Source organism: Neorhizobium petrolearium (assembly GCF_029854435.1).
In the GTDB taxonomy this organism is placed as follows: Bacteria; Pseudomonadota; Alphaproteobacteria; order Rhizobiales; family Rhizobiaceae; genus Neorhizobium; species Neorhizobium petrolearium.
Map to the genome: position 1 here is coordinate 2,047,659 of NZ_CP123000.1, position 24,278 is coordinate 2,071,936.

26 protein-coding genes are annotated in these 24,278 nt (G+C 59.9%); 14 read left to right on the forward strand and 12 right to left on the reverse strand.

Annotated elements, in window-relative coordinates; all coding sequences use genetic code 11:
• Positions 1-8: 8 nt before the first annotated feature.
• The 4 genes from QEO92_RS10490 to QEO92_RS10505 are packed head-to-tail and all read left to right on the forward strand — an operon-like array spanning position 9 to position 3,438.
• Positions 9-917 carry an ABC transporter permease gene (locus QEO92_RS10490; protein WP_227702938.1) on the forward strand — a complete coding sequence of 303 codons (909 nt, stop codon included), beginning with the start codon at positions 9-11 and terminating at the stop codon, positions 915-917.
• Positions 910-2,004 (forward strand): quaternary amine ABC transporter ATP-binding protein, encoded by a 1,095-nt coding sequence (locus QEO92_RS10495; protein WP_227702939.1) that lies wholly within the window; start codon positions 910-912, stop codon positions 2,002-2,004. Before QEO92_RS10490 ends, QEO92_RS10495 begins: the two co-directional genes overlap by 8 nt.
• A 53-nt stretch (positions 2,005-2,057) precedes the next feature.
• The gene (gene bmt, locus QEO92_RS10500; protein ID WP_227702940.1) at positions 2,058-3,071 is read left to right on the forward strand and encodes a betaine--homocysteine S-methyltransferase; all 1,014 of its coding nucleotides are present in this window, start codon (positions 2,058-2,060) and stop codon (positions 3,069-3,071) included.
• A gap of 16 nt (positions 3,072-3,087) precedes the next feature.
• Positions 3,088-3,438: a hypothetical protein gene (locus QEO92_RS10505; protein WP_227702941.1), complete on the forward strand. Its 351-nt coding sequence runs from the start codon at positions 3,088-3,090 to the stop codon at positions 3,436-3,438.
• Here the strand turns inward: QEO92_RS10505 and QEO92_RS10510 are convergent.
• Positions 3,435-4,109 (reverse strand): ferredoxin, encoded by a 675-nt coding sequence (locus QEO92_RS10510; RefSeq protein ID WP_227702942.1) that lies wholly within the window; start codon positions 4,107-4,109, stop codon positions 3,435-3,437. The genes QEO92_RS10505 and QEO92_RS10510 overlap by 4 nt on opposite strands.
• A 101-nt stretch (positions 4,110-4,210) precedes the next feature.
• Entirely contained in the window at positions 4,211-5,785 is a 1,575-nt protein-coding gene (locus QEO92_RS10515) for a trimethylamine methyltransferase family protein (protein ID WP_227702943.1), read from the reverse strand.
• 245 nt (positions 5,786-6,030) lie between these two features.
• Between QEO92_RS10515 and QEO92_RS10520 the strand changes: the two genes are divergently transcribed.
• Entirely contained in the window at positions 6,031-6,732 is a 702-nt protein-coding gene (locus QEO92_RS10520; protein ID WP_227702944.1) for a corrinoid protein, read from the forward strand.
• Positions 6,733-6,764: 32 nt separating this feature from the next.
• Here the strand turns inward: QEO92_RS10520 and QEO92_RS10525 are convergent, their stop codons facing one another.
• On the reverse strand, positions 6,765-6,878 hold the full coding sequence (locus tag QEO92_RS10525; RefSeq protein ID WP_227705135.1) for an entericidin domain-containing protein: 114 nt from the start codon (positions 6,876-6,878) through the stop codon (positions 6,765-6,767).
• 65 nt (positions 6,879-6,943) lie between these two features.
• Between QEO92_RS10525 and QEO92_RS10530 the strand changes: the two genes are divergently transcribed.
• The 4 genes from QEO92_RS10530 to QEO92_RS10545 all read left to right on the forward strand — a co-directional run bounded on the left by QEO92_RS10530 (position 6,944) and on the right by QEO92_RS10545 (position 9,819).
• A complete protein-coding gene (locus QEO92_RS10530) occupies positions 6,944-7,579 on the forward strand; it encodes a DUF1638 domain-containing protein (protein WP_407722075.1) in 636 nt (211 codons plus the stop codon).
• A gap of 56 nt (positions 7,580-7,635) precedes the next feature.
• Positions 7,636-8,412 carry a formyl transferase gene (locus QEO92_RS10535; RefSeq protein ID WP_227702945.1) on the forward strand — a complete coding sequence of 259 codons (777 nt, stop codon included), beginning with the start codon at positions 7,636-7,638 and terminating at the stop codon, positions 8,410-8,412.
• A gap of 90 nt (positions 8,413-8,502) precedes the next feature.
• A complete protein-coding gene (locus QEO92_RS10540) occupies positions 8,503-8,805 on the forward strand; it encodes a virulence factor (RefSeq protein ID WP_227702946.1) in 303 nt (100 codons plus the stop codon).
• Between the two features lie 54 nt (positions 8,806-8,859).
• Entirely contained in the window at positions 8,860-9,819 is a 960-nt protein-coding gene (locus tag QEO92_RS10545; protein ID WP_227702947.1) for a methyltetrahydrofolate cobalamin methyltransferase, read from the forward strand.
• 53 nt (positions 9,820-9,872) lie between these two features.
• Here the strand turns inward: QEO92_RS10545 and QEO92_RS10550 are convergent, their stop codons facing one another.
• On the reverse strand, positions 9,873-10,349 hold the full coding sequence (locus QEO92_RS10550) for a hypothetical protein (protein WP_227702948.1): 477 nt from the start codon (positions 10,347-10,349) through the stop codon (positions 9,873-9,875).
• Between the two features lie 66 nt (positions 10,350-10,415).
• On the opposite strand from QEO92_RS10550, the gene QEO92_RS10555 reads away from it, so the two are divergent.
• Positions 10,416-12,434, forward strand: coding sequence for an ASKHA domain-containing protein (locus QEO92_RS10555; protein ID WP_227702949.1), 2,019 nt, complete (start codon positions 10,416-10,418; stop codon positions 12,432-12,434).
• 42 nt (positions 12,435-12,476) lie between these two features.
• Here the strand turns inward: QEO92_RS10555 and QEO92_RS10560 are convergent, their stop codons facing one another.
• Positions 12,477-13,373 (reverse strand): LysR family transcriptional regulator, encoded by an 897-nt coding sequence (locus QEO92_RS10560; protein WP_152601054.1) that lies wholly within the window; start codon positions 13,371-13,373, stop codon positions 12,477-12,479.
• 211 nt (positions 13,374-13,584) lie between these two features.
• Between QEO92_RS10560 and QEO92_RS10565 the strand changes: the two genes are divergently transcribed.
• Together QEO92_RS10565 and QEO92_RS10570 are read left to right on the forward strand one after the other, a co-directional pair.
• On the forward strand, positions 13,585-13,794 hold the full coding sequence (locus tag QEO92_RS10565) for a hypothetical protein (RefSeq protein WP_037147219.1): 210 nt from the start codon (positions 13,585-13,587) through the stop codon (positions 13,792-13,794).
• A gap of 226 nt (positions 13,795-14,020) precedes the next feature.
• Positions 14,021-15,049 carry a GlxA family transcriptional regulator gene (locus QEO92_RS10570; protein ID WP_227702950.1) on the forward strand — a complete coding sequence of 343 codons (1,029 nt, stop codon included), beginning with the start codon at positions 14,021-14,023 and terminating at the stop codon, positions 15,047-15,049.
• A gap of 18 nt (positions 15,050-15,067) precedes the next feature.
• On the opposite strand, the gene QEO92_RS10575 is transcribed toward QEO92_RS10570, so the two are convergent.
• The 4 genes from QEO92_RS10575 to QEO92_RS10590 form a co-directional block, all read right to left on the reverse strand.
• Positions 15,068-15,676, reverse strand: a complete 609-nt coding sequence (locus QEO92_RS10575; RefSeq protein ID WP_227702951.1) for a GGDEF domain-containing protein — start codon at positions 15,674-15,676, stop codon at positions 15,068-15,070.
• A 14-nt stretch (positions 15,677-15,690) separates the two neighbouring features.
• Positions 15,691-16,542: a response regulator gene (locus tag QEO92_RS10580; RefSeq protein ID WP_037147225.1), complete on the reverse strand. Its 852-nt coding sequence runs from the start codon at positions 16,540-16,542 to the stop codon at positions 15,691-15,693.
• A gap of 154 nt (positions 16,543-16,696) precedes the next feature.
• Positions 16,697-19,210 carry a GcvT family protein gene (locus QEO92_RS10585; RefSeq protein ID WP_227702952.1) on the reverse strand — a complete coding sequence of 838 codons (2,514 nt, stop codon included), beginning with the start codon at positions 19,208-19,210 and terminating at the stop codon, positions 16,697-16,699.
• A gap of 142 nt (positions 19,211-19,352) precedes the next feature.
• Positions 19,353-21,656 (reverse strand): mechanosensitive ion channel family protein, encoded by a 2,304-nt coding sequence (locus tag QEO92_RS10590; RefSeq protein ID WP_227702953.1) that lies wholly within the window; start codon positions 21,654-21,656, stop codon positions 19,353-19,355.
• Between the two features lie 350 nt (positions 21,657-22,006).
• Here QEO92_RS10590 and QEO92_RS10595 point away from each other — a divergent pair, with 350 nt between their 5' ends.
• Complete coding sequence (locus QEO92_RS10595) at positions 22,007-22,258, forward strand: GlsB/YeaQ/YmgE family stress response membrane protein (protein WP_037147231.1); 252 nt, start codon at positions 22,007-22,009, stop codon at positions 22,256-22,258.
• A 92-nt stretch (positions 22,259-22,350) separates the two neighbouring features.
• On the opposite strand, the gene QEO92_RS10600 is transcribed toward QEO92_RS10595, so the two are convergent.
• The 3 genes from QEO92_RS10600 to QEO92_RS10610 form a co-directional block, all read right to left on the reverse strand.
• On the reverse strand, positions 22,351-22,908 hold the full coding sequence (locus QEO92_RS10600) for a DUF924 family protein (protein ID WP_227702954.1): 558 nt from the start codon (positions 22,906-22,908) through the stop codon (positions 22,351-22,353).
• A 12-nt stretch (positions 22,909-22,920) separates the two neighbouring features.
• Entirely contained in the window at positions 22,921-23,412 is a 492-nt protein-coding gene (locus QEO92_RS10605) for a heme-degrading domain-containing protein (protein ID WP_037147236.1), read from the reverse strand.
• A 165-nt stretch (positions 23,413-23,577) separates the two neighbouring features.
• The gene (locus QEO92_RS10610) at positions 23,578-23,940 is read right to left on the reverse strand and encodes a response regulator (RefSeq protein WP_210056367.1); all 363 of its coding nucleotides are present in this window, start codon (positions 23,938-23,940) and stop codon (positions 23,578-23,580) included.
• Between the two features lie 183 nt (positions 23,941-24,123).
• Here QEO92_RS10610 and QEO92_RS10615 point away from each other — a divergent pair, with 183 nt between their 5' ends.
• Entirely contained in the window at positions 24,124-24,267 is a 144-nt protein-coding gene (locus tag QEO92_RS10615) for a hypothetical protein (RefSeq protein ID WP_280107511.1), read from the forward strand.
• Positions 24,268-24,278: the final 11 nt, after the last annotated feature.

Below are 24,278 nucleotides of genomic sequence, written 5' to 3' on the forward strand. Positions count from 1 at the left end.
GGAAAAGCATGGCGAGCTGCGATTTCGTGCCGGGCATTCTCTGTAAATTCCCGGCCATCAGTGATCAGTATATCCGTGATGCACGCAAGATAATCGACGACGGCTTCAAGGGCCTCGTAAGGGAATATGGTCACGTCATAGACGCCGTGACTGCGCCTCTGCAATGGTTCCTGAACTATCTGGAGCGGCTCTTCACCAATTCGCCCTGGATCGTCGTGCTGATGATCATGCTGGCGATCGTCTATCTCGGTAGTCGCAGCCTCCGCATCACCATCGGTACCGCGATCGGCATGCTGCTGATCGGCATGTCCGGACTGTGGGGCGATACGATGGTGACGCTCGCGATCGTCACGGTGGCCACCCTGATTGCTATCGTCATCGGTCTGCCGATCGGCATCCTGATGGCCCGCTCCGATCGGATCCAGGGCGTTATCAATCCAATCCTGGACGTGATGCAGACTATGCCGAGTTTCGTATATCTGATTCCCGTGGTTGTGATTTTCGGAATCGGCAAGGTGCCGGGGCTGATCGCGGTGGTGATCTATGCCGTACCGCCGATGATCCGGCTGACCAATCTCGGTATTCGCCTGGTCGACAAGGAAGTGCTGGAGGCGGCCGATGCCTTCGGCTCCTCGCCTGGCCAAAAGCTCTGGAACGTGCAGATGCCGCTCGCACTCCCCACCATAATGGCCGGCATCAACCAGACGATCATGATGTCGCTCGCCATGGTCGTCGTTGCCTCCATGGTCGGCGTCGGCGGGCTTGGCAGAAATACCCTGCAGGCCATCAACAACCAGTTCTTCACCTTCGGGTTCCTGAACGGTTTCGCGCTGGTGGCGATCGCGATCATCTTCGACCGGACCAGCCAGGCCTTCGGCAAGCGACTACAAAAGCATTCGGAGGTGGTTCATGGCTAGTCATGGCATCGAGATCAGAGGCCTCTACAAGATATTCGGGCCTTTCGGCCGCGACTATATAGAGGCCGTCAAGGCCGGCATGACCAAGGCCGAGCTCAACGAGAAGCACGGCCATGTGCTGGGTTTGAAGGACATCGGCATCTCCATGCCGGCAGGCGGCATCACCGTGGTGATGGGGCTTTCCGGCTCCGGCAAGTCGACCCTGATCCGCCATATCAACCGGCTGATCGAGCCGACCACGGGCGAGGTCGTCTATGACGGCATCGATATCTGCCGGATGAACGAAAAGGACCTGCGCGAATTCCGCCGCCACAAGACGGCGATGGTCTTCCAGAAATTCGCGCTCCTGCCACATCGGACAGTCATCGAAAACACCGTCTACGGGCTCGATATCCAGGGCATTCCACGCTCCGAAAGCCTCAAGCGCGGCCAGCACTGGATCGAACGCGTCGGGCTTGCCGGTTTTGAAAAGCACTATCCGAACCAGCTTTCCGGCGGCATGCAGCAGCGCGTCGGCCTGGCTCGAGCGCTCACCAACGATGCCGATATCCTGTTGATGGACGAGGCCTATTCGGCTCTCGATCCGTTGATCCGCGTCGATATGCAGACCGTGCTGCTCGACATCCAGGCGGAGCTCAGGAAAACCGTCGTCTTCATCACTCATGATCTCGACGAGGCGCTCAGGCTTGGCGACAAGATCGCCATCCTGCGCGACGGGCAGGTAATACAACAGGGGACCGGCCAGGAGATCGTGCTGTCACCGGCCGATGATTACATCACCGCCTTCGTCAAGGAAGTGAACCGCGGCCGCGTCATCCGGGCTCGCACGGTCATGCGGCCGCTCGACGATACGCCGGATGGCCTGCGACTCGCAGCCGACGCGACGCTTGAAGCCGCCGCCAGGCAAATGACCGAGGCGGGCCAGTCACGCGCGATCGTGGTGGACGGGAGCGGAACGCCAAGCGGCATGCTGGACCTTCAGACCATCATTGCCGCCATGGTCATGCCGGCCAGCCACGAGACGGAAAAAGGGAGCGACGGAATAAGAGACGCCAACGTCGCGAAGAGGCAGATGGCCGCGACTTGAACGCATATAAAGAAATCTTTATATGATCGATTTCTGCTGCAAGGAGAGCCTGGATGCCGACTGCCAACGCGCTGACCGAACTTCTCAATGAAAAAGGCGTGCTGTTGGCCGATGGCGCGACCGGTACCAATCTCTTCGCCATGGGGCTCGAAGCGGGCGAGGCGCCGGAACTCTGGAATGAAACGGCGCCGGAGAAGATCGAAAAACTTCATCAGGATTTCGTCGACGCAGGCGCCGACATCATCCTTACCAACTCCTTCGGTGGCACCCGACACAGGCTGAAGCTGCATAAGGCCGATGACCGGGTCTATGACCTCAACAAACGAGCTGCGGAAATCGCGCGCTCGGTTGCCGAAAAGGCAGGCCGCAAGGTGATCGTCGCCGGCTCGGTCGGCCCGACCGGCGAACTCCTGATACCACTCGGCGCGCTTTCCTATGAAGACGCCGTATCTGCCTTCGCAGAGCAGATCGAAGGCCTGAAGGCTGGTGGTGCCGAAATCGCCTGGATCGAGACCATGTCCTCGCCGGAGGAAATCCGTGCCGCGGCAGAGGCCGCCGCGAAGGTCGGCCTGCCCTATACCTATACGGGATCTTTCGATACGGCGGGCAAGACCATGATGGGCCTCGACCCCAAGGATATACACGGCGTCGCAAGGAGCGTCGGCGAAGGCCCGGTCGCCGTCGGTGCCAATTGCGGAGTCGGCGCTTCGGATATCCTTTCGAGCCTGCTCGACATCACTGCAGCCGACCCGGAAGCCATCACTATCGTCAAGGGCAATTGCGGCATTCCGGAATATCGCGGTGCGGAGATATTCTATTCCGGCACGCCGCCGCTGATGGCCGAATACGCGAGACTCGCCCGCGATGCAGGCGCAAGGATCATCGGCGGATGCTGCGGCACGTCCTGTGAACATCTGGCGGCCATGCGCAAGGCCCTTGATGACTATACGCCACATCCACGGCCGACAATCGAGGAAATCGTCGACAAGATCGGTCCGCTGCGCAATAAGACCGCCAGTGAATCGGGCGGCGATTCCGGCCGGGAAAGACGTCGCCGCCGCGGCTAGCGCCGAGGAGGACCAGATGGCAAGCATATCCCCGATCGGCAGCCGGGAGACGGTGGCGGAAAGCCTTGCAGGGTTTTCGCCGGAGAACCAGTCGTGGCTCACGCTGCTGATGGACAACCCGACCTCCGACGACCTGCTGCTCGATGGCCTGCATCTCTATCTCGATCAGGCATCGGAAGCGCGGTTTCTCAACTCGCTGAAGCTGCAAAAATGCGGCGAATGGATCGGCAACACGGCCCCTGCCCGTCTGCAGATGCGGTTGATGGAGTCCGCCAAGTCGAGCCAGCACCCGGCCTACGCCGCCTTCCGCGAAGGACTGACCCGTTCCGGCGGATTGGAACGGGCTTACCCCAAGGCAGAAATCTAGATCAGCGCCTCCATGTGGAAGCGGAGCTGTTCGGGCGGATAGCGGAATTGCGCGCCGAGCGGACAGGCGTTGCGCGCAAGACAGCCGTAAGTCATGCAGGTTTTCTTACCCCTCTCGCTGGCGAGATAGGAGCGACAGGCCGCGATATCGAAGCCGGACAGGCTGATCGCCGCGACCGGACAGGCTGTAAGGCAAGGCTTGTCCAGGCAGGTATCGCAAGGAGGGCCGGGCTTGGTGATGTTGGTTTCAATCTTGAACGGAAAACCGAGTGCGCCGCGATAGCCGTGCCACAGCCCGTATTGCGGATGGATCAGGATACCGAGCGGCGAAGGCTTCAGCCCTTCCGCCTTCATTGCCCATTGCTGAAACGGTTGCCAAGGCCGATCGGAGGGGAAATAAGCGGTTGCTCCGAGTTCTTCTGCCAATGGCCGGATCCGTTGTTTCGACCACGTATCGAGGGGATCGGGGCCATCATAACTCCGACGCCATCTGGCAAAGGCCGGCCACATCGACCCGCCCAGATTGCCGAGCAGCACGACCGATCGCGCCCTCGATCCTTCCGCCAGCAACGGCCCCTCGTCCGGTCCGAAACTAGCGATGCCGCGGACGAAGATACCATGCGGCTCAAGCGCTTCTGAAATCCGGTCGAGAACCGCCGGGAGGCCGCTCATTGCGGCCCCTGATGCTTATAGTGCGGGCGCCAGACTCCTTCCTGGATGAAGTCGGCAACCAGCTTGGCGCCGCCTTGCTCCCTGGCGGCCTCGGGCTCTCTTCAAGTAAAGGCGTCAGGCATCGAATCCTTGCGATCCTTGATGAAGGCAAGCAGGGCTTCGTCGATGGCGGGATCGAGCGGCGGCGCCTCGTAGGAATCGAGCCATGCACGGCAGAGCGCATTGGCGCGCTGCTCGATCCGCTTCTCTCCCTCGATCTCCCACTGCTCGAACGAGTTGTTGTCAGCAAGCGCCGAACGGTAGAAGGCTGACTGGAAATGCGCCTGGGTATGCGTGCAGCCGAGATAATGGCTGCCCGGTCCGACTTCGCGGATTGCCGAAAGCGCCTGACCTTCTTCCGAAAGATCGATGCCTTGCGCCATCTTCTGCATCATGCCGAGCTGGTCCTGGTCGATCATGAATTTCTCATAGGAACTGACGAGGCCGCCCTCCAGCCAGCCCGCCGCGTGCAGGACAAAGTTCGTGCCGGCAAGCAGCGTCGTGTTGAGCGTATTGGAGGATTCGTGCGCGGCTTGCGCATCCGGCACCTTCGAGCCGCAGAGCGAACCGCCAGTGCGGAACGGCAGGCCGAGGCGGCGGGCGAGCTGGGCCGCGCCATAGGAAACGAGCGACGGCTCCGGGGTGCCGAAGGTCGGCGCGCCCGATTGCATGGAGATCGATGCCGCAAACGTGCCGAAAAGGACCGGCGAGCCCTTTCGGATAAGCTGCGAGAAAGACGCTCCCGCCAGCACTTCGGCGAGGATCTGCGTCAGCGTGCCTGCGACCGTGACCGGGCTCATGGCGCCCGACAGGATGAAGGGTGAAACGACGGAGGCCTGGTTGTGCCGCGCATAGACTTTCAGCGCGCCGAGCATGGTGCCGTCGAAGACCATCGGCGAATTGGCATTGATGAGGTTCAGCGTCACGCAATTGTTTTCGACGAATTCGTCGCCGAAGACGATCTTCGCCATGGCGACCGTATCCTCGGCACGTTCCGGGGCGGTGACCGAACCCATGAAGGGTTTGTCGGAATATCTGATATGGCTGTAGACCATGTCGAGATGGCGCTTGTTGACCGGAATATCGACCGGTTCGCAGACCGTCCCGCCCGAGGAATGCATGGACGGCGCCATATAGGACAGTTTCACGAAATTGCAGAAATCCTCGATCGTCGCATAACGGCGCTTGCCATCGAGGTCGCGCACGAAGGGCGGACCATAGACGGGTGCGAAGACGGTGGCATCGCCGCCGATTTGCACGCTACGTGCCGGATTGCGCGCGTGCCAGGTGAACTCTTTCGGCGCGGTCTTCAGCAGTTCGCGGCAGAGCCCTTTCGGGAAATGCACCCGGTGGCCCTGGACGTCGGCGCCGGCTTGTCTCCAGAGGTCGAGCGCTTCGTCGTCGTCGCGGAACTCGATGCCGATCTCCTCGAGGATCGTGTCGGCATTGCGCTCGATGAGCTGCAGACCCTCTTCGTCGAGCACGTCATAGACGCCGATCCTGCGGGTGATGTAGGGCAAGGACGGCCCCGGACCGCCGCCCGCGCGTGCTGCCCGGCGGCCCGCCGCGCCCCGTTCGCCGCGGCCGCGTCGTCCCGCGCCGCCTGCCGGTTCCGTTTGCTGGTTCAGATCGTCCATGATGTTCCTCGCCTTTGCGCATTCCTTCTGATGCGCCATGCTAGGCCTATGTGCAAGCTGAGCCCTGCCTTTCTGCGTCACGGGTTTGTGCAGGACAGACATTTCTTGACGTTCGTCATCCGTCGTTTTTCCGACGCACGGCTGTCGCATACGAAAGAAATTGCGAAACGATTTGAAGGTACAGATATTCGAAGACGGTGAGCGTCTGATTTGCCCGGCCCCGCGAACGTGAAGGGAAGAATCCCATGTCCGATGACGAAATCATCCTTTCGGAACTTTCCGACGAGGAACTCGTGCAGCAGATGCACGACGACCTTTACGATGGCCTCAAGGAGGAGATCGAGGAGGCTACGAATATCCTGCTGGGGCGCGGCTGGACGCCTTACGATGTCCTGACCAAGGCGCTGGTCGAGGGCATGCGCATCGTCGGCATCGATTTCCGCGATGGCATCCTCTTCGTGCCGGAAGTGCTGTTATCGGCCAATGCGATGAAGGCCGGAATGTCGATCCTGCGTCCGCTGCTTGCTGAAACCGGCGCACCGAAGCTTGGCAAGATGGTCATCGGCACAGTCAAGGGCGATATCCACGATATCGGCAAGAACCTGGTCGGCATGATGATGGAAGGTGCCGGTTTCGACGTCATCGACCTCGGCATCAACAACCCGGTCGAGAACTATCTGGATGCGATCGAGCGGGAAAAGCCCGACATCATCGGCATGTCGGCGCTTTTGACCACGACCATGCCCTATATGAAGGTCGTTATCGACACGATGAAGGAGAAGGGGATCCGCGACGATTATATCGTGCTGGTGGGTGGCGCGCCGCTTAACGAGGAGTTCGGCAAGGCGGTGGGCGCTGACGCCTATTGCCGCGATGCCGCAGTCACCGTCGAAACGGCGAAGGAGTTCATCCGCCGCAGGCATAACAGCCTCGCCGCCGGCGTCTGAGACTGGCCAGCGGCGAAGGCGGTTCAGTCTAATCAGCGAGCGGCGCGTTCGACGCTGCGGCCGGCATCCTGGGTGGCGTTGACGGCATTCGCCGTGTCCTGCCCCACGCCGCGGATGGTATTGCCGCAGGAGGAAAGCGAAACCATCGTCGCGAAAAGCGCGGCGATCACCGTGACTGTCCTGGCCGTCATGATAGAATACTCCGATGGAAATGGATCGAATTGTTCCGGAAAGAGAATTTCCGGCGAAGGAACGCTCAAACCGCGAAAAGGTTCACGTGATCGCCTGCGGGGCCATCGCGCGGGAGATTCTCGCGGTCTGCGAACAGAGTGGACTCGACCATATCGATCTCAACTGCCTGCCGGCAATCTGGCACGCCTATCCCCAGAAAATCGTGCCGGGACTCGAAAAGGCGGTCGCAGAGGCGCGTCAGAACGGGTTCGAGAGGATTTTCTTCGCCTATGCGGATTGCGGCACTGGCGGCGCGATCGACCGGCTGTGCGAACGCGAGGGCATCGCGCGGATCGAAGGACCGCATTGCTACTCATTCTTCGCCGGCAACGAGGCCTTTGCGGCCAAGGCCGATGACGATCTGCTCTCTTTCTTCCTGACGGATTTCCTCGCTCGCCAGTTCGAAGCCTTCGTCGTCCAGCCACTTGGCCTCGACAGACACCCTGAACTGAAGGACATGTATTTCGGCAATTACCGCAAGCTCGTCTATCTCTCCCAGCAGGAAGATGAGACATTGCAGGAGAAAGCGCGTGCGGCGGCTGATTATCTCGGCCTCTCCTACGAATACCGCTTCACCGGCTACGGCGACCTCACGCAAGCGTTACGCTCGGCTTAACGGTTTCTTTCGGCTTCACGAGAAGAGTGCGACTCTGCGCTTGAGCGGAGTTGCATATGCAGGAACGGACTTCTTCTCGGATCGTGGTGATGACCGCCGGCGGGACCAATCCGCAGGTGATGATCAATGCGCTCGCCCGGCATTTTCCCGATTTGCATGTGATCGAGGAACAACCTGAAACGAAGGGCGCGCTGTTAAGACGCCGTGCCAGGCGCTTCGGCTGGGCGACCGCGATCGGTCAGCTCCTCACCATGGTTGCCTCCAGACTCGGCAAGAACGTTGCTGCAAGACGATCGGCAGAGATCATCCGCGATTACGGCCTGTCCGCCGAGCCAAATCCCGCCATTCCGGTGACCTGTGTGCCGTCACTGAATGATCCTGCCTGTCTGGCCATGGTGACAAAGCTGCAGCCGGCTGCGATCTTCACCATCTCCTGCCGTATCCTGTCGCCGCAGACACTCGCCGCTATCCCCTGCCCGGTCGTCAATTTTCATGCCGGAATCAATCCCATGTATCGCGGCCAGATGGGCGGATACTGGTCGCTGGTCGAAGGTGACGAGAAGAACTTCGGCACGACCGTGCATCTGGTGGACAAGGGCATCGACACCGGCGGCACGCTGTACGAGAAGCGGCTGACGCCCTCCCGTGCCGACAGCCTCGCCACCTACCCGCTGCTGATGACGGCGGCTTGCGTCGACATCAGCGTTCGCGCTCTACAGGATGCGATCGGCGGTACGTTGAAGCCCTATCGGCCGCAAGGGCCCTCCGTCGTGCGCTTTCCGCCGACGATCTGGACATGGGTCTATCACGGTTTCACCAAGGGTATCTGGTAGCCGCGTCGCTTTTTGCTCTATGCGACGTCGTGGCAAGCGCAGTCCCCCGCGCCCTGCCCGTGCATGCTTTGTTTCAACATGGAGGAAATCATGGCCGACCGAATCATCGTTTACTGGCGGGACATTCCGGCACAGGTGATCGTCAAAAAGGGCCGCCAGACCGCCAAGCGCGAACTGTCGCTTCGCTTCACCGAGGCGATCGACATGTGTGCCATGCGGACTGGAGCTTCGGAGACGGATGATTACCTTGCGGAATGGCGAAAGGCGGATCCTGTCGTCGTTTCCGATGATCTGGAAGCCGAAGCCGATAAGGCTGCGGCCGAGCTTGAAGCGGCCTATGACAAGGAACGGCTCGCGACACTGGTGAAGGCAGGCGGACGCGAAACGATCTGACGTAGCAGGAAGAACACTCATTTCGGCATCCAGCAGGAATGCCCGGAGGAATTAATGACCCGCACCATTGTTGCATCCGCAACCCGGGAAGTCGTGATCGGCTTCGACCAGCCCTTCTGCGTGATCGGCGAACGCATCAATCCGACCGGCCGCAAGAAGCTCGCGGCGGAAATGGTGGAAGGCAATTTCGACACCGTCATCAAGGATGCGCTGGAACAGGTTGCGGCAGGCGCCACCATGCTCGACGTCAATGCCGGCGTGACCGCCGTCAACCCGAACGAAACCGAGCCGCCGCTCCTCGTCCGGACCTTGGAAATCGTACAGGGCCTCGTCGACGTGCCGCTGTCGATCGACAGTTCCGTAACGGCCGCAATCGAGGCGGCGCTGAAGGTCGCCAAGGGGCGGCCGCTGGTCAACTCCGTGACGGGCGAAGAGGAAAAGCTCGAGGCCATCCTGCCGCTCTGCAGGAAATATGACGTGCCGGTCGTGGCGATCTCCAACGACGAGACCGGCATTTCCATGGATCCCGACGTGCGCTTCGCGGTCGCGAAGAAGATCGTCGAACGCGCCGCCGACCACGGCATCAAGGCCCATGACATCGTCGTCGATCCGCTGGTCATGCCGATCGGCGCACTGGGCTCGGCAGGCCTGCAGGTCTTTGCGCTGCTCAGGCGCCTGCGCGAGGAGCTGAAGGTCAACACGACCTGCGGGCTCTCCAACATCTCCTTCGGCCTGCCGCATCGCCACGGTATCAATGCCGGCTTCATCCCGATGGTGATCGGCGCGGGCATGACGTCGGCGATCATGAACCCCTGCCGTCCACAGGAAATGGAAGCCGTCCGCGCCGCCAACGTCCTGAACGGCACCGACCAGAATTGCGGCAACTGGATCATGACCTATCGCGACTACAAGCCGGCGGAAGGCGGAGCCGCTACGGCTGCGCCTGCCGCCGCATCTGCCGGTCGCCGCGGAGGCCGTGCCGCCCGGGCTGGCGCTGGTGCAAGAATGGAGTAAAGCAGCCCGAAAGCAGATCAGAGAGTTGAGGGATGCGCAACCACGGGCCACCGTTATTGCTTCGGGACGCCATTTGGGAAAAGCGTCCGCACATCGGGCGAACGATAAGTCTTGGAGCCGCAATCTTCAGCAAAGGCTAGATATTCCTTGAAAAACTTAGTGCGCAGCAGCAAAAACTCACGCGTGTTTTTCATCAGGTTGCTGTTTTCGGCAGCCGACTTTTCGATTTCATCGAGCTGCCTGTCCAGATCGCCTTTCGGCGCATTTTTAAGACGCCTTTGTTTGTTGACAACACCGTATGACTCCTCGACAGCCAAGGTCGAATGTTTCAGGCCTAGTTGGAGGCGTTGCCTTTCGACCGAGACATATGTGTTGAAGCAGGCTAGCAGCTCCTCGAGAGTAAGAACCGGCGACATACCGTCGGCGAACTCGGAGGGCACACCAAATGGAAGCAGATCTTTCGAAATGGAAAACCGATCTGAATTCATTTCAGTGGAAAGCAGGGCCAGAAGGAAAAGCGAACCAAGCAAAGTTTCACTCCAAAAACGCCAGAATATTGATTACCGGCGCAAAACGTTAGTGCACATGAGGGCCACATGAAAGATCCCCTCGTCCTCTTTATGCCGTCCGGCAAGCGCGGTCGGTTTCCGGTCGGCACGCCGGTGCTCGAAGCCGCGCGCCAGCTCGGCGTCTACGTGGAGAGCGTCTGCGGCAGCCGGGCGACCTGCGGCCGCTGCCAGATCTCCGTGCAGGAGGGACATTTCGCCAAGCACGGCATCACCTCCTCTCACGACCATCTTTCCCGGATCGGGCCGAAAGAGGAGCGTTACGATCGCGTGCGCAGCCTGCCTGAAGGGCGCCGCCTCTCCTGCTCTGCACTGATTCTCGGCGACCTCGTCATCGACGTGCCGCAGGACACGGTGATCAATGCGCAGGTCGTGCGCAAGGCGGCCGACGAGCGCGTGTTCGACCGCAACGCGGCGCTTCGCATGTGTTACGTGGAAGTCGAAGAGCCGGATATGGAAAAGCCGCTCGGCGATCTCGACCGGCTAAAGGCCGCACTTGCCGCAGATTGGCATTTCGATGATCTCGATGTCGATTTCCATCTGATCCCGAAGGTTCAATCCATTCTGCGCAAGGGCGAATGGAAGGTGACAGCCGCGATCCACAAGGATCGCGAGGACGAGCGGCCTCGCCTCGTCGCGCTCTATCCGGGTCTTAAAAACGAGGCCTATGGGATTGCCTGCGACATCGGCTCGACGACGATCGCGATGCATCTCTCCTCGCTGCTTTCAGGCCGCACGGTGGCGTCCGCCGGCACGTCGAACCCGCAGATCCGCTTCGGCGAAGACCTGATGAGCCGAGTCTCCTACGTGATGATGAACCCGGACGGCCGCGAGGCAATGACGCTTGCCGTGCGCGAAGCTTTGAACGGGCTGATCGACAAGGTGTGCGCGGAAGGCGGCGTATCACGCGGCGATATCCTCGACAGCGTCTTCGTCGGCAATCCGATCATGCACCATCTCTTTCTGGGCATCGATCCGACCGAGCTCGGCGGAGCACCGTTTGCGCTGGCGGTCTCCGGAGCGGTGCGGGTGAAATCGTCGCAAATCGGCCTGCCGATGAACGAGGGAACGCGCACCTATGTCCTGCCCTGCATCGCAGGCCATGTCGGTGCCGACGCCGCGGGGGCAACGCTGTCGGAAGGCCCGCACCGGCAGGACGAGATGATGCTCCTGGTCGATATCGGCACGAATGCCGAAATCGTGCTCGGCAATTCAAGTCGCGTGGTCGCGGCCTCATCGCCAACCGGGCCGGCCTTCGAAGGTGCGGAAATCTCCTCCGGCCAGCGGGCGGCACCCGGTGCCATCGAGCGCGTCCGTATCGATCCTCTGACGCTGGAACCACGTTTCCGGGTGATCGGCGTCGAGCAATGGTCCGACGAGCCGGGTTTTGCCGAAGCAGCGGCCGCGACCGGCGTCACCGGCATCTGCGGCTCAGGCATCATCGAGGTCATCGCCGAGATGTATCTCGCCGGCATCATTTCGGAGGACGGCGTTGTGGACGGGGCGCTTGCGGAGCGGTCGCCGCGAATCTTGCAGAACGGCCGCACCTTCTCCTATCTGCTGCATGACGGAGAGCAGCGCCTCACCGTGACGCAGAATGACGTGCGCGCCATCCAACTTGCCAAGGCGGCACTCTACGCCGGTGTGAAACTGCTGATGGACAAGCAGGGCGTGACCCAAGTCGATCGGATCGGACTTGCGGGCGCTTTCGGCACTTTCATCGACCCGAAATACGCCATGGTGCTGGGTCTGATCCCGGACTGCGACCTGTCCAGGGTCAAGGCGGTCGGCAATGCCGCAGGCACGGGTGCGCGCATGTGCCTGCTCAATCGCGAGTATCGTCGTGAAATCGAGGAAACGGTGAGGAAAATCGACAAGATAGAAACCGCTCTTGAACCAAGATTTCAGGAGCATTTTGTCGCCGCCATGGCCTTGCCGAACAAGATCGATGCCTTTCCGCACCTTGCAGCGGTCGTGACACTGCCGGAGCGCAAAGCTCTGGCAGATGCTAGCGACGGCGGTCGCAGGCGTCGTCGCGGCCGCGAGTGACAAGCGCGATCCGGCGAGACCGGACAGCAGCCGAGCGATAGATCAAGCTGCTGCAGCGATAAGGCTGCCAAAGGCCTCGCGGACGCTTTCCGCAACTGCCTTGGCAGGGTGCGAGAGTTGTGGCGCGGTCAGCAGCCGGATGTCGAAGCTGAACAGCTCCGGCAAGCCTTCCTTCGGGCCGAGAACCTGCATGTCATCCGTCACATAGGACAGCGGGAACGGCGCGATCGCCAGATCGGAAACGACCGCCGCCCTTTGCGCCATCGTATGTGCACTGGCATAGGCGATACGATAAGGCCGCTTGTGCTTTTCGAGCTGCGAGACGGCATCCTGGCGCCAGACGCAGCCATCCTCCCAGACGGAGATCGGCAGAGGATCGCGCAGATAGGCCGTACCGCACTTGGCACCGGCCCAGACCAGTTTTTCGGTATGGATTACCTCGCCACTCGTGGGAAACGGCCGCGTGGCGCAATTGATCAGCGTCAGGTCGAGCCGCTGTTCCTCCATGCGCTTCCTGAGCTGTATGCTCATGTCGACCGTGACGTCCACCATGATGCCGGGAAAAGCCTCCCCGAAATTCTTGAGGACCTTCGGCAGGATACGCTCGGCTATATCATCCGGCGCGCCGAGCCGCACGACGCCTGAAAGCTCGGGCATGACGAAACGCGATACCGCTTCATTGGAGAGTGCCAGCATGCGTCGCGCGTAGGAGAGCAGCATTTCGCCGTGCTGGGTGAGCGTTACGGAGCGGGCATCACGCAGGAAGAGCGTCGTCTTAAGTTGCTCTTCGAGCTTCTTGATCTGCATCGATACCGCTGACGGTGTGCGCAATACGGCCTCCGCAGCGGTGGAGAAATTTCCTGTCTCTGCAATCGCCACAAAGGTTCGCAGCACATCGTTGTCGAGCAACGGGAGCGGCGGACGGAAAGGTACGGTCATGGCGGCCTCCATCAAAAAATCTGAACTTAAGAACGATATCATTTCGTTTGATTGAATGTCAAATGGCCGACATACTGCAAATTATCGGAAGCAAGCGTCCATACAGAACAGAATTTCATGGGACGCATCACTTGCATCTGATTGATTGATGGATTGACAGCGCTCATTCTCCCAGTCTGCGCCGTCCATGAAATACCCAAGGAGAACTGCCATGACCATGATTACCTATCAGGAGAGCGATCGCTCCCGGTTTCGGCCGTCATCGTTCGCCTCGTTTCTACGCCCGGCTCTCTTTCTCATCCTGAAAGTCCGCAACGAACGCCGCCGCCGCCAGACGGAAAAGGTGCTTGAGGGCCTGCCCGCGGAGATCCGCAAGGATATCGGATGGCCGACGACCAATGCGGCAACCGATCGTAAATAACCTCCCGACGCACGGCCCGTACCGTTGATATGGCACGGGTCGTGCATTTCGGAGTGCCGTTCCAGAAGCCAATTCGGAAAGAGATCACGCCTGCGACCCGTCCGTGTCGCAAAAATATCATCGGCCTGTCGTCAAAAGCCCTTCTCCGCCTTATTTTTCCGTGTCAATGTCGCTTTTAAAGTATAAGCGGGCCGCAAAGTACGGCCATTGACAGGGGAATGAGAGCATGGATCTGACGAGCAAAAGCCCGATGAAGAAGCGTTCCCTCGTCTTCTTTCTCGTACCGCACTTCACGATGCTGCCGTTTTCGGCGGCCGTAGAAACTCTTCGTATTGCCAATCGCATGCTTGGTTATTCCGCCTATACTTGGCGGCTCTGTTCGGTCGATGGTGAAAAAGTCTATTCATCGAGCGGCATCGGCCTCGAAGTGAATTCGTCGCTCACCGACGAACGGCGCTACCTTTCCGGCGAAAACCGTCCGAACATGGTTATCGTCTGTTCCGGTATTTATGTCGAAGAATTCCGCAACAAGTCGGTGAACGCCTGGCTCCGGGAAACTTACAACCGCGGCATTGCGGTCGGCAGCCTCTGCACCGGCGCTCACGTGCTTGCACAGGCCGGCCTCCTGAACGGCAAGCGGTGCGCCATTCATTGGGAAAATCTCCCCGGTTTTGCCGAGGCCTTCCCGCAGGCCGAGGTCTATGCAGACCTGTACGAGGTCGATTCGAATCTCTATACCTGCGCCGGCGGCACGGCATCGCTCGACATGATGCTGAACCTGATCGGCCAGGATTTCGGCGAGAACCTCGTCAACCGGGTCTGCGAGCAGCAATTGACTGATCGGGTGCGCAATCCGCATGACCGCCAACGGCTTCCCCTGCGTGCCCGACTGGGCGTGCAGAATGCCAAAGTGCTGTCGATCATCGAACTGATGGAGAACAATCTCTCCGAGCCGTTGTCGCTGGTGGAGATCGCCGACGATGCGGGCCTCTCCCGTCGCCAGATCGAACGCCTCTTCCGCCAGGAGATGGGCCGGTCTCCGGCGCGCTACTATCTCGAAATTCGGCTCGATCGCGCCCGGCACCTGCTGGTTCAATCCTCGATGCCGGTCGTGGAAGTGGCGGTCGCCTGCGGTTTCATCTCCGCTTCGCATTTCTCGAAATGCTATCGCGAGGTCTATAATCGCTCGCCGCAACAGGAGCGTGCCGAACGCAAGCTCAATACGAATACGTCACGCACCGGCGTCGTGGTCTGAGCAATCGGGATCGGCCGGTTAGCTCGCGGCCTGCAATACAACCGTAAACTCCGAAAAGACCTGGTTGCGGCCATGGCTCTTGGCCATAAACAGGAACTGCTCGGCGGCATTGAGATAGTTGTCAAATATCTCCGGGCCACAGACTTTCGCCAGGCCGATTGAAACGGTGACAGAGAAATCGCTGTCTCCGGCCACGAACCGCTTGGAAGCGATCCCCAGTCGTAGCTTCTCGCAAAAATCCATGGCAGCGGCGCCGTCGAGACCGATCAGGAACATGCCGAACTCCTCGTCGTCCAGGCGAGCATGCAGATGCCGGCTGCCCTGACAGGCAGCCTCGATCTTCGCGGCAATCGCCCTCAGCACCTGGCTGACGGTTTCCTCGCAGCGGGTCTCGTTCAGCCGTCGGAAATGATCGATATCGACAATGGCGACCGCGCAGGGAACCCCTTGCGACAGGCACGCCTCGACCAGAGGCTGACCGAGGCGATAAAACTCCTTCAGGGTCGGAAGGCCGGTCAAGGGATCGGTAGCCGGCTCCGTCGCTTCCGATTGCGCCCGAGATGGCGCAGCCCGGCCATAGGTCAGATGCTCCGTTTCCCGGATGTGATGGCTTTGATGATAGGGCATGCAAATCCTTGGGGTCAGGCTACGCTTTTGACTGCCGCCGGCTCCTTGAGCTTGGCCTGCATCGACCAGATCTGAACCAGCGTGTCCAGGTTCTGGTTGACGCGGCAGTAGAATTCCTCGTCGATGAAGGGCCGCAGCATGAAATCGTTACCTCCCGCCTTCAGGAAGCGGGCCGAAAGCAGCCGGTTGGAGGAGGACGAAACGCCGATGATCCTGAGTTCATGCGAACCGCGCACTGAGCGGATCCGGCGGGTGAGTTCGAAACCGTCGATATCCGGCATGTTGTAGTCGGTGACGACGAGACCGATATCCGGATTTTTCTTGAGGATTTCGAGCGCCTTGGCGCCGCTCTCGGCGACGCTGACCCGGAAATTGTAGCGTTTCAGGCGGCTCGACAGCAACGCCCGGGCCGTCGGGCTGTCGTCGACGATCAGCACATGGTGGCGATGGTTGGTGAGGAAGCGGCAGACCGATTCCGCCAGCATTTCGACCGCAAAGACATTGTCCTTCAGGATGTAGTCGACGATTTCCTTGGACAGCAGCTTGTCGCGGGTCGCTTCGTGGAACGTTCCGGTGAAGACGATGGTCGGGATCGACAGATCGATCAGGTATTCCAGCGCCTCGCCGTTTTCAGCACCCGGCAGATTGATGTTCGAGATCGCCAGCGTCACCGGCTCGGTGGAGCGGTCATAGGCAAGCTGCAGCTCTTCGAAATTGCGGCAGACCTCGACCTCGATGCCGAACAATTCCTTCAGCCGGGTACCGATCATCGAGGTAAAGACGTTGGAATCCTCCGCAAGCAGGATGCGGGAATTTGCCAGTGATTGGCCGGAATATTGCATCCCGGAAATGCCGAGGAATGTCATGACGCCCCTATCGATAAATACTGCCCCTCTGAGAACATTCGTACTGTGAACGGTTTGCAGAACCGTTAATCCGAGCACCGCTCCGATCTCGAAAAGACAAGGGCGGCCCGGAGACCGCCCTTTAAAGTCAATGGTCTATTACTTTTAGCCGCCATTAGGCCCTGAGCGCCTCGTTCTCCGGATCGAACGGGCTTTCCGGGATGACGCTTGCATTATAGAGCGTGCCGAGGATCTTGATTTTCAGCTTCGTGCCGGCCACCGCATAGCCGGGCTTCACCATGGCAAGCGCCAGCGACTTGCCGACGCGCCAGCCGTAGGCACCGTTGGTGGCGCGGCCGATGAGCTCGCCTGTCTCGTCGTAGATCGCCTCGGAACCACGGGCATCCACGTCGTTGGCGCCCTCGACCGCAAGCGTGCAGAAATTCCACCTGAGCCCCCTCTCCCTGTAAGAAAGCAGGCCTTGCTTGCCGAGAAAATCCTTGTCCGTCTTGATGAAGCGGTCGAGGCCGGATTCGTAGGCATTGTACTCGATCGACATTTCGCGCGGGATGAGCCTGTAGGATTTTTCGACTGACATGGAGAGCATGGCGCGGATGCCGAAGGGCTTGATGCCGAATTCGGCGCCCGCCTCCATCAGCTTGTCGAAAATGTAGTTCTGCATCTCGATTGGATGATGCAGTTCCCAGCCTAGCTCGCCGACGAAGTTGACGCGCAACGCATGGGCCGAGGCCGCCCCGACGGAGATCTCCCTGCCCGAAAGCCATGGGAAATCCCTGTTGTCCAGGCTGGTGCGGGTGAGTTTCTTCAGCACATCGCGGGATTTCGGGCCGGCAAGCACCAGCACGCCGAACTTCTGGGTGATCTGCTGCAGGCGGACGGAACCATCGCTCGGCGCGAGTTTGCGCAGGTAATCGTGGTCATGCGCCTCATAGGCGCCGGCGGAAACGAGATAGAAACGATCCGGCGCCCATTCATAAACGGTAAACTCCGATCGAACGCCGCCATCCCTCGTGAGCAGATGGCAAAGCGCGATACGGCCGCGTTTCTTCGGGATCGCATTGGCCAGGATCGCGTCGAGCCATACACGCGCTCCGGGGCCTGAGACCTCCATCTTCGCGAAGGCCGACATGTCGAGCACGCCGACCTTCTCATGTACGTTTTTAATCTCGTTGCCGACGTGATCGAAATAGTTCGAACGATGGAAGGACCATTTTTCGACGATCCTTCCATCGTCCAGCGGCGGCGCATGGTTGTGGCTGGTGATGACGTCGGCGCCGACTCCGAGTTCCTCCTTCGATACCTGGTAGCCTTCCGGTGCAAACCAGTTGGCACGCTCCCAACCATAGACGGAACCGAAAACGGCACCGAGTTTCTTGAGACGGTCGTAGACCGGCGTGGTTTTCAAGGGACGCGCTGCGGCACGCTCCTCATCGGGATAGTGCATCGTGAAGACGTTGGCATAGGCCTCCTCGTTCTTCTCGATGAGGTAGCCTTCGGTGGCGTAAGGCCCGAAGCGGCGCGGGTCGACGCCCATCATGTCGACGGTCGGCTCGCCGTCGACGATCCATTCGGCAAGCTGCCAGCCAGCGCCTCCGGCCGCCGTGATGCCGAAGGAGTGGCCTTCGTTGAGCCAGAAATTTTTCAGTCCGGGTGCCGGACCGACAATCGGCGAGCCGTCCGGCGTATAGGCGATCGCACCGTTATAAACCTTCTTGATGCCGACCTCTGCAAAAGCCGGAACACGCGCGATCGCGGTTTCGATATAGGGCATCAGCCGATCGAGATCCTCCTGGAAGAGCTCGTATTCGCTGTCATCGGACGGGCCGTTGACGTAGCAGACCGGCGCGCCGACTTCATAGGGGCCAAGCAGCAGGCCGCCATTCTCCTCGCGCATATACCAGGAGGAATCCGATTCGCGCAGGACCCCCATTTCCGGCAGGCCCTTGGCCTTGCGCTCCTGGATCGCCGGATGGGGTTCGGTAACGATATACTGGTGCTCGACGGGTATGACGGGAATGTTGATGCCCACCATCTCGCCCGTCTTGCGGGCGAAATTGCCGGTACAGGAGATGACGTGCTCGGCGGTGATTTCGCCCCTGTCGGTCGTCACCTTCCATAGGCCATCGGATTGCTGTTCGATCGCCGTGACGGTCGTATTGCGATAGATGGTGGCGCCGCGGTCGCGCGCGCCCTTGGCAAGCGCCTGCGTGAGATCGGCCGGCTGGATATAACCGTCGTCCGGATGCTGGATCGCGCCGAGGATTCCGTCGGTTTCGCAGAGCGGCCAGATCTCCTTGACCTCGTCCGGCGTCAGGATGTTGACTTTGACGCCGATCGTCTCGGCGATGCCGGCGTAATACATGTACTCGTCCCAGCGGTCCTTGGTACGGGCGAGACGGATGTTGCTGACATTCGCAAAACCGACATTCATGCCGGTTTCCTGCTGGAGTTCCTGGTAGAAGCGCACCGAGTATTTATGGAGTTGGCCGACCGAATAGGACAGGTTGAAAAGCGGCAGGAGCCCGGCGGCGTGCCAGGTCGAACCGGAGGTCAATTCCTTTCGCTCGATCAGGACCGCGTCGCTCCAGCCCTTTCTCGCCAGATGGTAGAGCGTCGAAACGCCGACCACGCCGCCGCCGATCACCACCGCCCGTGCATGTGTCTTCATGGAATGAACCCCTTTTCGGCCTCGTCCGGCCTTCACGATACTTTCGGGGACTATGCAATTCCAGCCGGCGGCCCAAACGCCTGATTACGACATTGCGACATCCAGCTCGCGACGATCGGTCGATGCCAGGTTTGAAGCCCTGTCAGATACCGCCACCGTCATCGATTTCCTCTGGTGAACCGGGCTTGGGACCATTCTTTGGTTGCGCAAGGATTGTGACATCCTGGCGAGGATAAGGTATCTCGATCCCCTCGGCGCGGAACCGTTTCAAGATGTTGGTGCGCACGGAATTTCGGATACGAATGCCATCCGACATGTCGGCAAGATGGAAGCGGAGCTCGAAATCGAGCGAGGAGCCGCCGAAAGCCATGAAATCCACGTGGGGACCGGGGTTCTTCAAGACTTCGGGAATATCGTCGACGATCTCCAGCAGTATCGCGATCACTTGTTCCGGATCGCTGTCGTAACTTACAGACACCGGGATCTCGGAACGCTGTATGCGGTTCTTGAGCGTCCAGTTACCGACCGGAGCATTGATCAGATCCGAGTTGGGAACGATGATCGCCTGTTGGCGGAAAGTCTCGATCTCGGTGGCGCGTACGGAAATGCGCTTCACAATGCCTTCGGTCGTTCCGGTCACGACAAAATCACCGACTTTGAACGGCCGCTCGACCAGCAGGATCAGGCCGGATACGAAGTTCGACACGATGTTCTGCAGGCCGAAACCGATGCCGACTGAGAGCGCCGAGGCAACGAGCGCGAAGCTCGACAGGTCGATACCGGCAGCCGAGACGCCGATGATGACCGCAAGCCCGACACCGAGATAACCGATGCCGGTCCTCACCGAATTGCGAACGCCGAGATCGACTTGGCTGCGGGCCAGCACATTGCCGTCGATCCATCTCTGCACCCAGCGCGTGACGACAAAGCCAACGCCGAAAAGCAGCAGGCCGCCCAGGATGCCGACGATCGAGATCGAAATATTGCCGACGCGGATTTCGGTGAAGAAGCTGAATATCCAGGCTTCGATATCGGCAATCTGGAACCCCCACGTAAGCAGGATCAGCGGGATCCCCAAGAACAGAGCGAAGGCATAGACGCCGAGCCCCGCGACGAGTCCCGCCTGATCGAGCGCCACTTCGTTGAAGTGGAAGCGTTCGGCAAGCCTGCGCCCTGCGGCCGTCGCAGTAAACGAGCCCTGCTTCGAGATCGCCTTGCCGGAAAGAAGTCCGATATAGATGAGGACGATGACGGCGCCGGTCAGCACGATCTGGGTCGAGGCGAAACGCGCGAGCCCTATGTAGCCGGTCAAAACCGAAAGAATGAGCAAACCGCCCATCAGCCGGAGCAGTAGAGGAAAGAAACGTGGCCAATCATGCCCCGGCCCGTCCGGGTCCTCTCCCTCGACGAGCCGCGGCTTGACGAAGGAAATTGCAATCAGCATCAGACCGACGATGACCGAGGCAAGCAGGCTCTTGACGATGGTGAGCACAAGCGGCGAATTGAGCGCCTCGCTGATCGCGCCGAGCAGATAGTCGAGCCCGTTGACGATCGCCATGGCGAGCACCGCTATCGTCAGCCGTCGTGCGCCACGATTGGTGAGACGCACCAACCGCCATTGCGGCTCTCCGGGAGCCAGAACGCCATAGGTGAGCTTCGAGACGAAATAGACGAACCAGACGAATCCGAAGAAAGTAGCAATGATCGGTGAGACGTCCGGCCGAAGCACATTGAAGCCGTCCAGGAACAGGAAGGATGCGACGAGGAAGGACGCAAGCGATATCGTCTGAATGACGGTAGACCAGAAGGCGACGGACAGGCGTCGGATATAGGATGGCGCCTCCTGCCCGTCGCGGCGGATGAAGCGACCGAATATTCGATACCCGCCGGAGAGAAAGAGCATGCCCGCGCCGAGCGATAACGCGATGGCGCCGAGCAATTGCAGCTTCTTGTATTTCCAGACGAAGCTGATCCAGCTTCCGAAGGTGGAACCGAAATTCCGAACCTCGGCGACGAATGCCGATCCGGCATCCGCGAACAATTCGCCCGATAATTCGGTGTGGCGGAACAGCGTTTGGGCAAATAGCGTGCGACGCAGATTGGTGATCGAGTTGGCAAGCTGGGTCGCGCCGTTCGACAGGGTACCGGCATCGTCGACGATGATGTTGAGTTCCGAACGCTCGTTGAGCAGCCGGCCACGTTCTTCCGTTACAGCCGGTGCCTCTGAAGCCTGGCCAGAGGCCGGCGGGTCCCCCAGGCTCGCGAGACGCGACTGGATCTGCTCGATCCGCGTCCGCATCGCGTCGGAAATGACATTCATCTCTTCAACGATCTTTTCAGCCTGAACCCTGAGCTCCGCCAGGCGCGCGTCGTCGCTGGAATCTTCCTGCACACGGCTGCGGAAGGTATCGAGCTGCCGGCGTATCGCTTCGATCTTGGCCTTCATGTCCGCATTGATCGAGTCGATCGTGACAGCCGACTCAATTTGTGGCTGAGGCTGCTGTAGCATTTGCGCGCAGGCAGACGACGGTAGACACAGCGCCGACGCGATGATCGTGAGCAGCAGAATTGTGACAATCGCGCGGGCCGCGCATCCGATTGTCGAAGGTCCGGTCGTGGAAGGTGCCAAATTGGTACTCATTGTCTTTCGATCAGATTCGTGCCGCGAAAATAGAGGGACTTCGCGGCGAAGAAAAGGAAGCCCGCCTTTCCCGCACCTGGAATTGGAACAATCACATGGAACCTGGAACATTTCCGTGCGTTACCTTTTGCCAATATCAAACAGGAGGGTAAAATATGGAAGGTGCAGGGGTAGGCTGGATCGCGGCCATCATCATCGGCGGCATTGCGGGCTGGCTCGCAGAACAGTTCATGAAGAGCAATATGGGCATCCTCATGAACGTCCTTCTCGGCATCGTCGGTGCTATTATCGCCAATGCCATCCTTGGCGTTTTCGGAGTCGTGCTCGGTGGTTGGATCGGATATCTGATTGCCGGTTTCGTAGGCGCCTGCATCCTGATTGCGGTCGGGCGGGCAGTACGACGCTAGTATCCCGATTCCAAATCTATCGTTCGAAATAGATCAGGTATTGTATTTCATACCATCGGGCCTGAAAGTCATCCTCATTTAGCCTGCTGACATCAGAAACCGGCGCCGGGCTTAGAAAGATATTCGAGCTCGGCGGCGGTGGATTCCCGCCCCAGGAGCGAATTGCGGTGCGGGAAACGGCCGAACTCACGGATCACCGACCGGTGACGTTCGGCGTAATCCAGGTATTCCTCATCCCCGAGCAGCGTGAACAGTTCGACCGAACGATCCTGTTCGGCAAGATTCTCGGCATGCTCGAAGGGCAGATAGAAGAAACCCCGCTGCTCCGGCGGCACCGCCATGTCGGCGCCGATTTCGATGGCTAGCTTCGCCTCCCTCAGCGCCAGCCAATCGGTCGCAAAGGCAAGCGGCGTGCCCCTGTAGATGTTGCGCGAAAACTGGTCGAGCGCGATGACGGCGGCAAGCCGGCTCTGCGGCGAGGCCCGCCACAGGTCGAAGTCACCGCGGGCGAGCGAGAGATGCGTGGGCGCGAAATGCCTGCGCATGGCTTCGTCCAGCGCCTCGTTCTTCTCAAACCAGTCCTTGCGGGTCAGTTCCTTGAACCAGAACGAGAATACTTCCTCGGGCGTCTTGATGTCCGTCTTTGCCATGGAGCGATCTCCTCAGTCGAGGCGAAGCAGGGAAATATCCTTGCCGAGCATGCGGGCAAGCGCCTCGACGACCAGATTGTGGTCCTCTCGCTGCGGCAAACCGGAAACCGTCACCGCGCCCACGCAGCCGACGCCGGCGACCGTGATCGGAAAGCTGCCGCCATGGGCAGCATAGTCGGTGGAAGATAATCCGAATTTCTCTTGGAGGGTTGCCTCTTGCTGTGCCAGCTTCCGGCCGATCGCATAGCTCGACTGGAAGAAACGAAGCACAAGGTTGCGTTTGCGGCGAACCCAGCCCTCATTGTCCGCCGTGGATCCCGGTAGCGCTGCATAAAAGGCCGGCATGGAATGCAGCCGCACGTCGATTGCAATACCCAGCCCCCGTTCCGTTGCCATATGGCGAAGAAGCGATCCAAGGTCCCAGGCGGTGGAAAGGTCAAAGCGGTCGAAGACGAGTGCCCTCTCCTGTTCGGCGATCTTCGCGATATCCTCTTCGATGGCCATATCCGTCGTCCTCCGCTTGCGGCAGCGGGGGCATTGATGCCGCCAAAGCGGCGGAAAGTAAAGTTCTGCCGCCTCTTCCGCGGGGGCAGGTTTCCGCACAATGAAGAAGGCGCCTGGTTCGTAGACAGCGAAGCCGATCCCCGCTGACCGCCGGATCTCAGGGCGTCAAGGCATGAGTTCGTGTATCGAGGAAAGCAGCTTTTCGTGCTGGTAGGGTTTCGGCAGGAAGAGCGTATTGGCCGGCAATAGCATCGGATCAAGGTTGACCACGCCCGACGTGATGATGATGCCGACACTTGGACGAATGGCACGGACGCGTCGCGCAAGCTGAATGCCGTCCATGGAGCCGGCCATATCGACGTCGGTGAAGACGATATTGATGTCGGCGCGGTTTCGGAAAAGCACCATTGCCTCGTCGGCATTGCCGGCTTCCAACACCGTGTGGCCGACGTCCTCCAATGCGTCGAGCGTGGTGAAGCGGATCAGCGGCTCGTCCTCGACGATGAGGACAACAGCTCTCTGCGGCATGGGGGTCTCCTTAAGATCCAGGCCCGGCGAAATCCGGAAGTGCCAGGGCCCCTGGACACGCTTCGGCCTGCGCTCCGAGCGCCATATAAGTGAGATGCCGATCGACGGCAAGCACTAGGACTGCCGGTAAAAAAGACTGCTTGAGACATCAAGGTTGCGGCTTCGGCGTCTTGTCGGGATTGAATGATGGATAATGGCGTTCGACAAAATGTAATTTTCCGCTGGGACAACATGCTGATCCGCCAGTGCCGTTTGCGTGGGCAGGATTTCAAATTCGCGCCAAAAAAACTTGCTTTTGATCAAGAAAAGGAACTCAATACTGTCTGACTGTCATACGG